General features: G+C 69.5%; 11 protein-coding genes, 1 tRNA gene and 1 pseudogene. 9 read left to right on the top strand and 4 right to left on the bottom strand.

The annotated features are described in order from the left end of the window. Positions 1–14: 14 nt before the first annotated feature. Entirely contained in the window at positions 15–929 is a 915-nt protein-coding gene (gene galU / locus ACH34S_RS29525; protein ID WP_395956092.1) for a UTP--glucose-1-phosphate uridylyltransferase GalU, read from the bottom strand. Positions 930–962: 33 nt separating this feature from the next. On the opposite strand from galU, the gene ACH34S_RS29520 reads away from it, so the two are divergent. From ACH34S_RS29520 to ACH34S_RS29505, 4 genes and pseudogenes are all read left to right on the top strand, one after another. Then, positions 963–1,544: a 5-formyltetrahydrofolate cyclo-ligase gene (locus ACH34S_RS29520; protein WP_395956091.1), complete on the top strand. Its 582-nt coding sequence runs from the start codon at positions 963–965 to the stop codon at positions 1,542–1,544. 90 nt (positions 1,545–1,634) lie between these two features. Next, positions 1,635–2,624: an NAD(P)-dependent oxidoreductase gene (locus ACH34S_RS29515; RefSeq protein ID WP_395956090.1), complete on the top strand. Its 990-nt coding sequence runs from the start codon at positions 1,635–1,637 to the stop codon at positions 2,622–2,624. 103 nt (positions 2,625–2,727) lie between these two features. After that, positions 2,728–4,212, top strand: a complete 1,485-nt coding sequence (locus tag ACH34S_RS29510) for a potassium/proton antiporter (RefSeq protein WP_395956089.1) — start codon at positions 2,728–2,730, stop codon at positions 4,210–4,212. A gap of 116 nt (positions 4,213–4,328) precedes the next feature. Next, a pseudogene (locus ACH34S_RS29505) lies at positions 4,329–4,469 on the top strand (FmdB family zinc ribbon protein); the annotation flags it as partial. A 14-nt stretch (positions 4,470–4,483) separates the two neighbouring features. Here the strand turns inward: ACH34S_RS29505 and ACH34S_RS29500 are convergent. Next, complete coding sequence (locus tag ACH34S_RS29500; RefSeq protein WP_395956243.1) at positions 4,484–4,657, bottom strand: hypothetical protein; 174 nt, start codon at positions 4,655–4,657, stop codon at positions 4,484–4,486. 1,201 nt (positions 4,658–5,858) lie between these two features. Here ACH34S_RS29500 and ACH34S_RS29495 point away from each other — a divergent pair. From ACH34S_RS29495 to ACH34S_RS29480, 4 genes are all read left to right on the top strand, one after another. Then, on the top strand, positions 5,859–7,991 hold the full coding sequence (locus ACH34S_RS29495) for an MMPL family transporter (protein WP_395956088.1): 2,133 nt from the start codon (positions 5,859–5,861) through the stop codon (positions 7,989–7,991). 185 nt (positions 7,992–8,176) lie between these two features. Beyond that, entirely contained in the window at positions 8,177–9,040 is an 864-nt protein-coding gene (locus ACH34S_RS29490) for an S-methyl-5'-thioadenosine phosphorylase (protein WP_395956087.1), read from the top strand. Further along, positions 9,037–9,666 (top strand): RcpC/CpaB family pilus assembly protein, encoded by a 630-nt coding sequence (locus ACH34S_RS29485; RefSeq protein WP_395956086.1) that lies wholly within the window; start codon positions 9,037–9,039, stop codon positions 9,664–9,666. The genes ACH34S_RS29490 and ACH34S_RS29485 overlap by 4 nt, the downstream gene beginning before the upstream one ends. Positions 9,667–9,809: 143 nt before the next feature. Continuing rightward, entirely contained in the window at positions 9,810–10,223 is a 414-nt protein-coding gene (locus ACH34S_RS29480) for an MscL family protein (protein WP_395956085.1), read from the top strand. Positions 10,224–10,280: 57 nt separating this feature from the next. Here the strand turns inward: ACH34S_RS29480 and ACH34S_RS29475 are convergent, their stop codons facing one another. Next, positions 10,281–11,321: a D-alanyl-D-alanine carboxypeptidase family protein gene (locus ACH34S_RS29475; RefSeq protein WP_395956084.1), complete on the bottom strand. Its 1,041-nt coding sequence runs from the start codon at positions 11,319–11,321 to the stop codon at positions 10,281–10,283. 663 nt (positions 11,322–11,984) lie between these two features. Between ACH34S_RS29475 and ACH34S_RS29470 the strand changes: the two genes are divergently transcribed. Continuing rightward, positions 11,985–12,060, top strand: a tRNA-Arg gene (locus tag ACH34S_RS29470). A 152-nt stretch (positions 12,061–12,212) separates the two neighbouring features. On the opposite strand, the gene ACH34S_RS29465 is transcribed toward ACH34S_RS29470, so the two are convergent. Next, on the bottom strand, positions 12,213–14,234 hold the full coding sequence (locus tag ACH34S_RS29465) for an ATP-binding protein (RefSeq protein ID WP_395956083.1): 2,022 nt from the start codon (positions 14,232–14,234) through the stop codon (positions 12,213–12,215). Between the last annotated feature and the right edge of the window lie 37 nt (positions 14,235–14,271).

Here is a 14,271-nt window from a genome sequence, read left to right as displayed (position 1 = left end):
CGTCTGGCCTCTCCTCACTCGTCGCCGGCGTCCTGGCGGCGGACGAACTCGCGCAGCCACGGCATGAACTCCGGCGCCAGATCAGGACGTTCCGAAGCGAACTGGACGACCGTGCACAGGTATTCGAGCTTGTTCCCGGTGTCGTAGCGGCGGCCGCGGAACTTGATCCCGTAGACGCCGCCGCCCTGGTCGGCGGGCGTGTCGGCGAGGGTGCGCAGCGCGTCGGTGAGCTGGATCTCGCCGCCGCGCCCCGGCGGGGTCTTCTCCAGGACGTCGAACACCGCGGGGTCGCAGATGTACCGGCCGATGATGATCCAGTTGCTGGGCGCCTCCTCGGCGGAGGGCTTCTCGACGAGGTCGGAGATCCGGACGACGTCGTCCTCGTCCGTCGCCTCGATGGCCGCGCAGCCGTAGGCGGAGACCTGGTCGGGCTCGACCTCCATCAGCGCGACCACGCTGCCCCCGTACTGCCGCCGCACCTCGATCATGCGCCGCAGCAGGTTGTCGCGGGCGTCGATCATGTCGTCGCCGAGCAGCACCGCGAACGGCTCGTTCCCGACGTGCTGGCGGGCGCAGTGCACCGCGTGCCCGAGCCCGCGCGGCTCGCCCTGCCGCACGTAGTGCATGATGGCCAGGTCGCTGGACTCGTGGACGGCCCCGAGCCGTTCGTCGTCGCCCTTGGCCCGCAGCGCCTCCTCCAGCTCGTACGCCCGGTCGAAGTGGTCCTCGATGGATCGTTTGCTGCGTCCGGTGACCATCAGGACGTCGCTGAGGCCGGCGTCGACCGCCTCCTCGACGACGTACTGGATCGCCGGTTTGTCGACGATGGGCAGCATTTCTTTGGGAGTCGCCTTGGTGGCGGGCAAGAATCGGGTACCGAGGCCGGCCGCCGGGACGACCGCCTTGAGCACAGGTGCAGAGTCGGCCATGTAGAGACCCTAGCCATCCGTGAGGACAGCAGCGTGCGCGACATAGCTTCTAAGACCGGCCTCCGGGCCGAACTGCTCGGCAGGCGTGCGGCGATGCCGCCCGAGGCCCGGGAGGCGGCCGGACGGTCGATCCGGGACGCGTTGCTCTCGGTCCCGGAGATCGAGATGGCGGGGACGCTCGCGGCCTACGTCTCGATCGGCACGGAACCCGACACGCGGAGCCTGCTCTTCGCGCTGTGGAAGCGCGGCACGTACGTGCTGCTCCCCCGGCTGCTGCCGGACGGCGACCTGGACTGGGCGTCCTACGAGGGGCCCGACTCGCTCGTCCCGGGGCCGCGCGGGTGCCCGGAGCCGTCCGAGCCGCCGCGCGGGCCCGGCGCGGTGGCCAGCGCGGACGTCGTGCTGACCCCGGCGGTCGCCGTCGACAGGACGGGCATGCGCCTCGGGCGCGGCGGCGGCTCCTACGACCGGGCGCTCGCGCGTGTCGGCCCGGCGATCCTGACCGTGGCACTCCTGTACGACGCGGAGCTGGTGCCGAACCTGCCGTCGGAACCGCATGACCAGCGCGTCCGCGCCGCCGTCACGCCGTCCGAGGGCTTGGTGCGCCTCGGCTGATCATCCGGGTTTCGCGGCCTCGTAGGGTTGTGGACAGGCTGGGGGCGGGTTGTGGGACGGGTTGGGACGGATGTTCACGGGAGGTTCGAGATGACGGCGCTGTGGCGGATCCTGTCCCTGCCTCCGCTCGGGGAGGACGTCGTTCGCGGGCTGTTCGCGCCGCTGGGCGACGCCGTCGAGATGACGTTTCCCCAGACAAGAGACCGTTCCGGCCTGCTCACCGCGCTCGCCGGCGCGGACATCGTGATCGGTGACTTCACCGGGCAGCTCGCGCTGGACGCGGAGGCCGTGGCCGCCGCGCCGCGACTGGCGTTCTTCCAGATGCCCGCGGTCGGAACGGACAGCATCGACGTCGCCGCTCTGGCCGCCGCAGAGGTGCCCGTGGCCAACGCGGCGGGATTCAATGCGCGCAGCGTCGCCGAGTGGGCGGTGGGCGCGGCGTTCGCCCTCTGCCGCAACCTCGCCTGGGGTGACCGGGCCGTACGCGCGGGCGGGTGGCCGCAGATGGAAATGGCCGCGCGACAGCCACGGGAGGTCCACACACAGCGCGTCGGCATCGTCGGCTTCGGCGCGATAGGCGCGGAGGCGGCACGGCTGTTCGCGGCACTCGGCTGCACGGTGTCGTATTGGACGAGACAGAAGCGTCCGGAAGCCATCGCCACGTACCGCGAACTGGACGACCTGATGGCGACGTCCGACATCGTCGTCCTCGCCTTGCCGCTGACAGACGAGACCAGGAGGCTGATAGGTCCCGAACGTCTCGCCCTACTGCCGGACAACGCGCTCCTAGTGAACGTGGCGCGCGGGGGCATCGCACCTGATGACGCCGTCCTCGACGCGCTGAAATCGGGTCGGCTGGCGGGCGCGGCCCTGGACGTGTACGACGAGGAGCCGTTGGCGGCCGAGCATCCTCTGCGTTCCCGTGAGGACGTCCTGCTGTCCCCGCACGCGGCCGGGACGTCGGTGCAGTCCCAGATGAACCTGGTGACGCTGGTGGTCGACAACGTGACCGCGGCCGTCCGGGGACAGGACGTGCGGAACGTCGTCAACGGGGTAAATCCGCAGGTCAGACGACGATAGTCGGCCTTTGCGACATGCCGTCCCTCAACCGCAAATATGCGATCGGCCGGTGAATCTGTAGGATTCCTAAACGATCAAGTTTGACGACCCCGAAGGGTGGGATGTGCATCTCGACATCTGGCTACTCCTCGGGGCCACGCTCGTACTCTGCGCCATCGTCGCGGTCAGGCTGTCGCACAAGGCGGGCCTGCCGACCCTTCTGGCGTACATGGGCCTCGGCCTTCTCATCGGCGAGTCCGGCCCCACGCACATCCAGTTCGACGACGTCGAACTGGCCGAGACCCTAGGGCTCGCGGCCCTCGTCCTGATCCTCGCAGAGGGCGGTGTCACCACGAGCTGGCGGCACGTCCGGCCCTCGGTGCCCGTCGCGCTCGTCGTCTCCACCATCGGCACGCTGATCAGCATCATCGTGGTCGGGCTCGCCGCCATGTGGCTCGTCGGCCTGGACTGGCGGCCCGCGTTCCTGCTCGCCGCCGTGCTCGCCCCCACCGACGCGGCGGCCGTGTTCTCGGTGCTGCGGCGGCTGCCGCTGCCGTCCCGGCTGAGCGGGCTGCTGGAGGCCGAGTCCGGCTTCAACGACGCACCCGTCGTGATCATCGTGGTGACGCTCAGCGCGCACAGCGGCATGCCCAACCTCACCGAGCTCCTCGGCGTCATGCTGTACGAGCTGATCGCGGGCGGCATCATCGGCTTCGCCATCGGCTGGCTCGGCGCCCAGGGATTGCGTCGTATCGCGCTGCCCGCGTCCGGCCTCTACCCCATCGCAGTGCTGTCGCTGTCGATCGGCTCCTATGGCGCGGCTTCACTACTGCACTCCAGCGGATTCCTCGCCGTGTACGTGAGCGCCCTAGTCCTGGGCAACGCCCGGCTACCGCACCGTCCGGCCACGCGTGGCTTCGCAGAAGGCGTCGGATGGCTCGCCCAGATCGGACTGTTCGTGATGCTGGGCCTGCTCGCCTCCCCCAGCGAGCTGCCCGCCCAGATCGTGCCCGCGCTCGTTGTGGGCTTCGTTTTGCTGCTGGTTGCACGTCCTGTGTCGATCGTGCTGTCGACGATCGGATTCAAGCTGTCGTGGGGCGAGAAGATGTTCGCGTCCTGGGCGGGGCTACGCGGCGCCGTCCCGATCGTCCTCGCGACCATCCCGATGGTGGAGCACGTAGAGAGCGCCGACCGGCTGTTCGCGATCGTCTTCAACATCGTCGTCGTGTTCACCCTTCTGCAGGGCCCCACACTGCCGCTGGCGGCGCGCCTGTGCCGGCTGAAGAGCGACGAGCAGACACGGGAGCTGGACGTGGAAGCCGCCCCCCTGGAGGAACTCCACGCCGACCTGCTGGAAGTGCGGATACCGCTCGACTCCATGCTGAACGGCGTGGAGATATTCGAGCTCCGGCTTCCGCATGGTGCGTCCGTCACCCTTATCGTGCGGAACGGGTCCAGCTTCGTCCCGGAACCCACCACGCCATTGCAAGCCGGTGACACCCTCCTGGTCGTGACCACCGACTCCGTACGCGACACCGCTGAACGCCGCCTGCGCGCGGTCAGCCGGAAGGGACGCCTGGCAGGCTGGTTCGGCGAAACGGGCTCGTGACACCGCGTCAGGGAACAGGCCGGGGGCGAATCATGTTCCAACCATCGGTACCATTAGCAGTCGTCTAAAGTGAGTGCCAGTCCGGGTCGACCGGGTTGAGTCAGCGAGGAGGAACCGTGCCGACGTATCAGTACGTTTGCACCGAGTGCGGCGAGCCTCTTGAGATCGTGCAGAAGTTCAGCGACGCCGCGCTGACCGAGTGCCCGGCGTGCAGCGGCAAGCTTCGCAAGGTCTTCTCGGCCGCCGGGATCATCTTCAAGGGGTCCGGCTTCTACCGCACCGACAGCCGCGGCTCTTCCGGGAAGGCCGCGACGGCGAGCTCCTCGTCGTCCAACGGCTCCTCTGGCGGCTCTTCGTCCAGCGGCGACTCGTCCAAGTCGGACACGTCTTCGTCCTCGACTTCCTCTTCTTCGTCGTCTGGCAGCGACTCGTCGTCCTCCAGCACATCGTCGTCCTCGTCCTCCGAAAAGGTCGCCTGACCTCCCTCGGCCTGGACGGCCCCCGCGCCTTCATACGCCCAACCGAGGGCTCCACCGGGCCCTCGGTCTTGGCATGCCCTGCCCACCCGCCATGCCACCGCTTGCCCCACACACCCGCCGCGCGCCCGACGAGCCCCACCACGCATACCGCGCCCGCCACCACGCATAGCGCGCAGGTTCCCGCGCACGGCGCACACCCGCCCCCGCGGCGCCACATCCACGTGGACGCCTGGCATCACACCTCGCCACGCACTAGACGAACCCCTCCACACGTGCAGCCCCACGCGCCCGGCAAGCGCCCTCTCCACGCATCGCGTGCGCCCGAATCCATGCACGCAGGCCTGACCGCACAGCGCTCCCCTGCCCACGCATGATGCGCGCCCTCCCACACATGGCCCGCACTCCCACGCATGGCCCAGCACGACGTCATCAGCACTCATGCCGAGCCACCCACCTCCGCACGCGCCTCTCGGGCACATGACCCACGCCTCGCCCGTCACGGCCCACACCGCTCACGCAGGGGTCCACACCGCTGCGCAACAAGAGCATCGGGTTCTTCGGCAACGACACCGGCGAGACCAGCCTCCGCGCGACCGTCATGTCGTTCGGCTATGGCCACCACCCCTCACACAGGGACCGCACCTCTCACAAATGGCCGCACCCCCACGCATGGGCCCGTACCTCCCGACGTATGGCGCGCACCCTGCCGCGCATGGCACGCGCCCCCCGCCGCCGCACGGTGCGGGCGACGTTCGGGGCTGTGGGTGGTTCTGAGCGCCTTGTGTGTATGGCCGCGTCAGCGGGCTGCGGGGGCGGTGAGGCGGAGGCGGGTCTCCTATTCAGGGCCTGTGTTGAACCTCCGTTTCTACATCTCGAGGGGTAGGCGCGGGCGCGGTCATGCCTCGGCCGGGGTAGCCCAGGTCCAGTCTCATGCCGGACGCGCCGTCGACGCCTTCTGGCGACGATTGAGTACGTGGGAGGCGACCAGCGTGCATGCAACCTCTCCGAGTTGACAGAACTCTCGTTCTCAGAGAAACTCTAGTTCCGAGAAGCTTGACACAAGAACCATGGTCGAAATCTCGCGATACTACTTGACATGTCTCGGTGATCGAGACACTCTATGGCAGTCGCGACATATCTCGATCGCAGAGTGCACAGGAGAGGAACATGAGCGAACAGAGCCCGGCTCCCCCCAGGTCGTGGGCCCACCGCCTGGCCGGCATCATCGCCGGACGGCGCACCAAATGGGCCGTCCTGGCTTTGTGGGTCGTCCTGCTGGTCGCCCTCGGCCCACTGGCCGGCAAGCTCGGCGACGTCGAGGAGAACGACGCGGCGGCCTGGCTCCCCAGCGGAGCCGAGTCCACGCAGGTCGTCGAACTGGAAGAGCAGTTCCGCAAGGACGAGACGATGCCCGCGGTCGTCGTCTACGAGCGTTCCGGCGGAATCACTGCGCAGGACCGCGCGAAGGCCGCCGCGGACGTCTCCGCCTTGCAGAAGCTGCCCGGCGCGCAGAAGGTGCAGGGACCGTTCCCGTCCACGGACGGCAAAGCCCTGCAGACGTTCGTGCCCCTCACCGACGAGGACATCACCAAGGCGGTAGACGAGGCGCGTGAACTCGCCAAGCGCGGACCGCCTGGGCTGACCTCGCACGTCACCGGACCCGCCGGCATGGGCGCCGACCAGTTCAAGGTCTTCGAGACCATTGACGGCTTCCTGCTGATGGCCGCGGGCAGTGTCGTCATCGTCCTGCTGCTCATCATCTACCGCAGCCCGGTCCTGTGGTTCGTTCCTGTCCTGAGCGCCCTCTTCGCCTTGGGGCTGGCCCAGTCGCTGGTGTATTTGCTCGCGAAGTACGGGGACCTCACCGTCAATGGCCAGAGCGCAGGAATCCTGACCGTTCTCGTCTTCGGTGTAGCCACTGACTACGCACTACTACTCGTCGCCCGTTATCGGGAAGAACTGCATAGGCACGAGGACCGGCACGAAGCCATGGCGTATGCGCTGCACCGCGCCGCGCCCGCGCTCATCGCGTCCGCCGCCACCGTCGCGGTCGGCCTGCTGTGCCTCCTGCTCGCCGAGATGAACTCCACTGCGGGCATGGGGCCGGTCGCCGCCGCGGGCGTCCTCACCGCGCTCGCCGCCATGACCACCCTTCTGCCTGCCCTGCTCGTCATCTTCGGCCGCTGGCTGTTCTGGCCGCTGATCCCCCGGTACGACGCCAAGTACCTGGAGCCGGAGGCGTACGAGGCCGAGCACGGCATCTGGAGCCGCATCGCCGCTCTGGTCGCGAAGCGCCCGCGCGCGCTCTGGGCCGTCACCATGCTCGGACTGATCGCCCTCACCCTCGGCCTGGGCTCGCTCAAGGCCGACGGGCTCTCGGACGCGGGACAGTTCACCGGACGTCCCGACTCCATCGCGGGCTCCGAGGTCGTCGCGCGGCACTTCGCCGCCGGATCGGGCTCGCCCGCGGTCGTGATCGGCAAGGCGTCGGCGTCCGACCGGATCGCCGAGGCCGTCCGCGGGACACCGGGCGTCGCCGAAGTCGGCCCGCCTGCCACGGCGAACGGCCTGGTCAAGTACGAGGCGACGCTGAAGCACCCGGCCGACAGCGAGGCCGCCCGCACGACCATCGACCGGCTCCGGGCCTCGGCGCACGCCATCCCGTCCGCGGACGCCAAGGTCGGCGGGACCACCGCGACGTACCTCGACATCAAGCGGGCCTCCACCCGCGACAACCAGGTGATCATCCCGATCGTGCTGGCCGTGGTGTTGCTGATCCTCATCGCGCTGCTGCGCTCCGTCGTCGCGCCGCTGCTGATGATGGGCACCGTGGTGCTGTCGTTCCTCGCCTCGCTCGGTGCCTGCGCGCTGATCTTCGACTACGGCTTCGGGTTCGAGGGCACCGACTCCGGGTTCCCGCTGCTGGCGTTCATCTTCCTGGTGGCGCTGGGGGTCGACTACAACATCTTCCTGATGCACCGCGTCCGGGAGGAGTCGCAGAAGCTCGGGACCCGCCGCGGCATCCAGCGCGGTCTCACCGTCACCGGCGGCGTGATCACCTCGGCGGGGCTGGTCCTGGCCGCGACGTTCGCGTCGATGGTCACGCTGCCGCTGGTGTTCATGGTCGAGATGGGCTTCGCGGTGGCGTTCGGCGTCCTGCTGGACACGCTGATCGTCCGGTCCCTGCTGCTCCCGGCGCTGTCGTACGACATCGGCCGGCGCATCTGGGCCCCGGGCCGCCTGGCCAAGAAGGACGAACCGGCCGTCGAGCAGCCCAAGGTCCTCGACCCGGTCGGCTAGCCCGCGCGGACCGGCCGGCAAGCGCCGCACACCCCGGCGGCGGACTGGTTGACGTGCACAGACTCCGGCTTCGGCCGGAACGGGGAAGGGAAGGGGCCCGGCTCAGGCCGGGCCCCTTCGCCGGGTTATCCACAATCCGTGGACGGTCTCCCGGCGGCCGCGGCGGGGTGGCTAATGTCAGCACCATGTCCACTCAACCTCCCGGTTCCGCCCAGCCCTCCGGGGCCGTTGCGCCCTCCAGTCCCACGCCCGCCGCCGAGATCGGAGTCATCGGCGGCTCCGGGTTTTACTCCTTCCTCGACGACGTCGAGGAAGTGCGGGTCGAGACCCCGTACGGCCCGCCGAGCGACACCGTCGCAGTCGGCGAGCTCGCCGGGCGCCGTGTCGCGTTCGTCCCGCGACACGGCCGCGACCACCGGTTCCCGCCCCACAAGATCCCCTACCGGGCCAACCTGTGGGCGCTGCGCTCCCTCGGCGTCCGGCAGGTGCTGGCACCGAGCGCGGTCGGATCGCTCACCCCCGACTACGGCCCCGGCACGCTCGCCGTGCCCGACCAGCTCGCCGACCGCACGTCCGGGCGGGAGCAGACCTACTACGACCACGGTGCCGCGGTCCACGTCTCCTTCTCCGACCCGTACTGTCCGGCCGGCCGCCACACCGCCGTGACCTCGGCCCGCGCCGCCGGCTGGGAGCCCGTCGACCGCGGCACCCTCGTCGTCATCGAAGGTCCGCGCTTCTCGACCCGGGCCGAGTCCCAGTGGTTCGCCTCCCAGGGCTGGACGCTGATCGGGATGACCGGCCATCCCGAGGCCGTCCTCGCCCGCGAGCTGGCGCTCTGCTACACCCCGCTCTGCCTCGTCACCGACCTCGACGCGGGCATCGAGGAGGGCGAGGGCGTCACCATGGACGAGGTGCTCCGCGTCTTCGGCGAGAACATCGACCGCCTCCGCACCGTCGTCGCCGACATCGTCAAGACACTGCCGGCCGATCGCTCATGCCCGTGCCCGAACGTCCTGGACGGCATCAAGCTTCCCCTGGAGCTCCCGTGAACGTCCCCTCAGGCCGCCTGTTAAGGCGCCTGCGGCGGCCGCTGGCCGCGCTGCTCGCCGCGACAGCCGCCGGGCTCGCCCTCCTGGCTCTGCGCCCGGCTCCGCCGCCGTCCGTCCGCGTCCTCGCCGCCTCCCGCGACCTCCCGGCCGGACGGACTCTCACCCCCTCCGACCTGCGCCCTCTGAGGCTCCCTCCGGGCTCCGTCCCGGCGGGCGCCCTGCGCTCACCCGCCGCCGGACGCGTCCTCGCGGGTCCCATGCGCCGAGGCGAGCCCCTCACCGACGCCCGCGTCGTCGGCGCCGCCCTGCTCCGCGGCTACGGCCGGGGCACGGTCGCCAGCCCCGTCCGCATGGCCGACGCCGGCGCGGCCCGCCTCCTCCGCCCAGGCGACCACATCGACGTCCTGACCACCCCGGCCCCGTCCTCGTCCGATCCACTCGAAACGACACGGCACCAAGGCCCGGCCCGAATAGTGGTCTCGTCCGTGCCCGTCGTCGCCGTCCCGCCCTCCGACAACGACAGCCCGCAGGACGGAGCACTGGTCGTTCTGGCCACCGACCGGGCACAGGCCGCCGCACTGGCGGGCGCCGGCGCGCCCCTCTCCCTGACGATCAGCGGCCCCTGACAAGATCACGACCGCCGCCCGTAAGTCCGCACGTCATAGATCGTTTTCGTCCTGACTTGGCGAAGCCGGGGATGTTTCATTACGATCCGTAGCCGTTCCTGCGCAGATCCGCATGCGCACCCCCGACATCCCTGGAGTTCCCCATGAGTGGATTCAAGAAGTTCCTGTTCCGCGGGAACCTGATCGACCTCGCGGTCGCGTTCGTCGTCGGAGCAGCCTTCGCCGGCCTCGTGAAGGACTTCGCGAACTCCTTCATCACCCCGCTGATAGCGCTGATCGGCGGCAAGCCCGACTACACCCGGCTGTCCGTCGCGATCAACGGCACCCAGTTCCCGTACGGCATCTTCGTGACCTCCGCGATCGCCTTCACGATCACGGCCATCATCGTGTACTTCCTGGTGGTGCTGCCCACGACCAAGCTGATCGAGCGGATGGACCGGGGCAAGGAGGCCGCCGAGCGCGACTGCCCGGAGTGCCTGGGCGAGATCCCCATCAAGGCCAGGCGCTGCCGCCACTGCACCGCCGAGGTCGTCCCCGCGACCGAAGCCCCGCTCTAGACGGCCCCCAAGGCAACCGTCAGGAGATACGGACCGAGGCGGCGAACGCCACCGGCATCATTCGTCGTTCTCGGTGCCGTACTCCCAGTGCCAGGGCTCGAACGGGTTGCTGTACGCCCACGCCGGATGGATCCATCCGTACTTCCCGGCATTGGCCTCCATCCAGTTGAACTGGACGGACCCGGAGTTCTGCACACCGCCGCACAGATCGACGGCCTGCCCCTTGCCATGGTTGCTCGTCCCGGGAACCGCGGCGAAGCCCGGCCGCTGCGCGTAGATCCGATGCTGGTCCGAGAGGTTGCGGTACGCGTCCCTGACGCACATGTCGCGGCCGAACCGCTTCTTGTAGGCCGCGTTCAGCTTGTAGAACGCCTGCGCCGCGTCCGCCCGCAGCTTGTGCCCCTTCTGCGGCAGCACGCACAGGTACCTCGACGGGATCAGCCCGTTCGGGAACTGCTTCGCATCGCTCGAAAGGCCCTTGTCGCAGCCGAGCTGCAGCCGCTTCAACCGGCTCACCGCGAGCTTGTCGAGCATCGCGTTGAGCTGTTCGGTCAGCTGCTCCGACTTGCTCTTCAGCGCGTCGACCTCCTGCTGCACCCGGGTCTGCTCGATCGCGTTGCGCGACTGCAGATCCTGGGCGCTCGTCGCGAGCCGCTTGCGCCGCTCCTGCAGATCGTCGGCCCGGTCGACCAGTGACTTCTGCGACTGGGCGAGCAGCGTGACGTCCGCCGTCGACCGCAGCGCCTGCCCCGGATCACCGTCACCGAAGATCGACATCGACCCGGCGGCGCCGCGCTGCTGGTACGAGGTGTTCGCCAGCCTGGCCAGCGGCTCCCGGATCACGTTCAGCTCGGCCTCGGCCGCCGCCAGATCCTTCAGCGTGTCCCGCAGCTTGACCTGCGAAGCGGCCAGATCCTTCTTCCGATCCTCCATCCGCTTGGTGGCCTTCTCGAGCTCGCTGCGGGCCTTCGACGCTTCACGGCGCAGCGACTCCAGAGGATCGGCCCGACCCTCGGCCGCCGTGGCGGCGCCATGCGGTGAGATCATCGTCATCACCAGGAAGACCGCGGTCAGCGCCGCCGACCGGGGGTTCGGCACGGTGGTTTTCCTCCTGATGCCCAAATGCGGAACAGCGGCAGAACGCTACTACAGGTTCTACGATGACCTGTGCGTAATCAGTTCAGCGACCACGGTGACCATCCTGTGGCCAGCACCACCTGTGCATCCACCAGACGTCCTCCCACCCCGGCGGGCACGGCCGCCGCGTCCTGAAGGACGGCGACGGCTTGGGAGTCCACCGCTTCCGCGGCACCGCCTTCTGAACAGGCGCCGGCTTCGGAGCCTTCGTCCCCACCTCCGGCTCGGATTCAGGCTCCACGTACTCCCCGTACGTCGGCTCCCCCTCCGGCGTCACCGCCGGGCTCACGGCCCGCGCCGACGACCCCACCGACCCCGGCCGCTCCCGAACCGGCTCCTCGCGCAACCCGAACGCGACCAGCGAGGCCACAACGACGGGAACCACGAACGCACCGGCGACAACGCCGATCCGCACACCCCGGGACGAACGCGCTTCCACCTCGTCCTCGGCAACCCATTCCTTCGGTTGCCCGCGATGCCGACCCGTCACGGCACCGAAGCGTACCCACACCGCCCCCACCCGGCCTAGTGGCACCGGACGCCCCATAAGAAGGAGCGCCCGGCACGCCCCGTCCCCTACCCTGTAGGTGCCGTCCGCTACGCTCTTGCCGCGAACGACGACACGCCTCCGTAGCTCAGGGGATAGAGCACCGCTCTCCTAAAGCGGGTGCCGCAGGTTCGAATCCTGCCGGAGGCGCCACCTCCCAAACGCGCCGACCAGCCAAACACCCAGCCCCCGGGCGGTTCGTTGGTCGTTCCCCGTGAGCGCTGTCGGCCCGTGTTGGGCGGTTGATGCGGGGTGGCCGTGTGGAGTTCCCCGTCCGGACGGAGATCGTTCGAGCGGACGCCTGGTCAGGTGGCTTCGGTGGTTAGGCCCTTGTGGAAGGCGGTGTCGGTTGCTGTGTCGCCCAGGGCGGTGCGGATTTGCTGTTCGCAGGCTCTGCGGGCGTTCATGAGTTGGGGGGAGCCGAGCTGGGAGCGGCCGTAGGTTAGTTGCCACAGGCGCTCGCCGGCTCCTAGTAGGCGGGCGGCTGCTTCTAGTTGGCCCAGGGCGGCGGTGGCCATGGCCAGGGCGTCCAGGGCGAGGGCCATGCCCCAGCTGTCGCCTAGTCGGCGGACGTTCTCGAAAGCGGCGCGGGCGTGGGACTCGGCGGAGCCGAGTTGGCCGGTGTTGAGGTCGGCGAGGGCCTGGACGTAGTGGCCCCAGGAAAGGAACTTGGCCTCGTCGCGGCGGGCGCCTTCGTCGCGGATCTCCTGGGCCATGGCGGACGCCTCGGCGAACGAGCCTCGGATGACCAGGGTGAGTGAGACCACTGCTTGTACCTGGATCCACGTGACTTCGTGGATGCCGCCTCGTTCGGGGCGGGCATCGATGGCCGAGAGCATGTCGATGCCCTGCTCGTGGTCGCCCTGGAGGGCGTGGCGGGCGCCGTCGAGGTAGTCGGCGGCGACGGTGGCTTCCGGGGTGAGGTGGCGGGACGCACGGCAGATGTCGATGCAGAGCTGGAGGCTGGGGAAGTCGCCTTGGGCGAGCAGGACGCAGCCGTAGGCCCAGGCGGCCCGGACACGTAGGGGGCCTGGTTCCGCGTCGTGGGCGAGCGCCCGCTCCAGGTACTCGCGGCCTTCGCGCAGGTGACCGCAGGAGAACCAGAGGAACCACAGGGCGCCGGCCATCTCCGTCGCGACGGACCCGGGCTCGGCGAGGCTGGTTTCGAGGGCGAGCCGGATCTCGGCGATGTCGTCGGTGATCCGTTGGCACCAGGTGACCTGCTCGGCCCATGTCCAGTGGGGGTACGCCTGCCGGGCCTGGGAGAGGTAGTGGTCACGATGCCGGCGGCGGACGGTGTTGGCTTCGTCGAGTCGCGTAAGCCAGGTGGCGCCGTACTCGCGGATGGTGTCGAGGAAGCGGTAGCGCGAGCCGTCCTTGAGGAGGATCGACTTGTCGACCAGGGCGTCCAGGACGCTGGGCAGGTTGATGGAGGTGAGAGGTCCACCGACGCAGACGGACCTGGCGGCGTCCGCGGTGAACGAGCCGGCGAAGACCGAGGCGCGTGCCCACAGCAGCCGTTCGGCGGGCGCGCACAGTTCGTGGCTCCAGCCGACGGCGGCCCGGAGGGTGTCGTGGCGGTTGGGGGCGTCGGACGTTGTGCGGGCGAGGGTGTCGAACCGGGCTTCGAGGTTCGCCGCGATGTCGTCGATGGTGTGCTCGCGGACGAGCGCGGCGGCCAGTTCCAGCGCCAGGGGAAGGCCGTCGAGCCGGTGGCAGATCCGGGCGATCGTGCGGCGGTCGGCGGCGGTCACCGCGAATCCGGGCACGGCCGCGGAGGCACGCTGGGTGAACAGGTCGGCGGCGTCCCGGCAGGGAGCGCCCGCGGCTGTCGGGAACGGCGCGATCGTGATCAGGGACTCTCCCCTGACCCGCAGGCTCTGGCGGCTGACGGCGACGATGCGCAGGTGTTCGGTGCTTTGCAGCAGGGCCGTCGCCAGCATGGCGCAGGAGTCGACGAGGTGCTCGCAGGTGTCGAGGATCAGCAGGCTGCGCCGGTCGGCCAGATAGTCGGCGAGCACATCGATCATCGGCCGGGTGGTCTGGTCCTGCAGCCGCAGCTCCATGCCCACGGCGTGGGGCAGCAGCGCGCCGTCGCGGACCGGGGACAGCCGCACCAGCCAGATGCCGTCGGGGAAGCATGCTCGGAGGGTGTCACTGGCCTGGAGGACCGTGCGCGTCTTTCCGACACCGCCCACTCCGGTCACGGTCACCAGGCGGTGCGTGCGCAGCCGGTCATCGATGTCGGCGAGTTCCGCGGCTCGGCCGACGAAACCGGGCGGCACCGGCGGAAGATTTCCCGGACGCCCACCAATGTCACTCTTCATGATCTCTCCGTGACTCCTGGTGCTGGACGGAGATCCT

Origin of the sequence: Actinomadura sp. 3N508 (assembly GCF_044326375.1) — a bacterium.
Lineage (GTDB): Bacteria > Actinomycetota > Actinomycetes > Streptosporangiales > Streptosporangiaceae > Spirillospora.
The sequence above is the reverse complement of the archived record's forward strand: the minus strand, read 5'-3'. Positions and strand labels throughout refer to the sequence as shown.

Coding starts and splice junctions, on each gene's coding strand:
- galU (WP_395956092.1), bottom strand. CDS start 929: ATGGCCGACTCTGCACCTGTGCTCAAGGCGGTCGTCCCGGCGGCCGGC.
- ACH34S_RS29515 (WP_395956090.1), top strand. CDS start 1,635: ATGACGGCGCTGTGGCGGATCCTGTCCCTGCCTCCGCTCGGGGAGGAC.
- ACH34S_RS29495 (WP_395956088.1), top strand. CDS start 5,859: ATGAGCGAACAGAGCCCGGCTCCCCCCAGGTCGTGGGCCCACCGCCTG.
- ACH34S_RS29490 (WP_395956087.1), top strand. CDS start 8,177: ATGTCCACTCAACCTCCCGGTTCCGCCCAGCCCTCCGGGGCCGTTGCG.
- ACH34S_RS29480 (WP_395956085.1), top strand. CDS start 9,810: ATGAGTGGATTCAAGAAGTTCCTGTTCCGCGGGAACCTGATCGACCTC.
- ACH34S_RS29465 (WP_395956083.1), bottom strand. CDS start 14,234: ATGAAGAGTGACATTGGTGGGCGTCCGGGAAATCTTCCGCCGGTGCCG.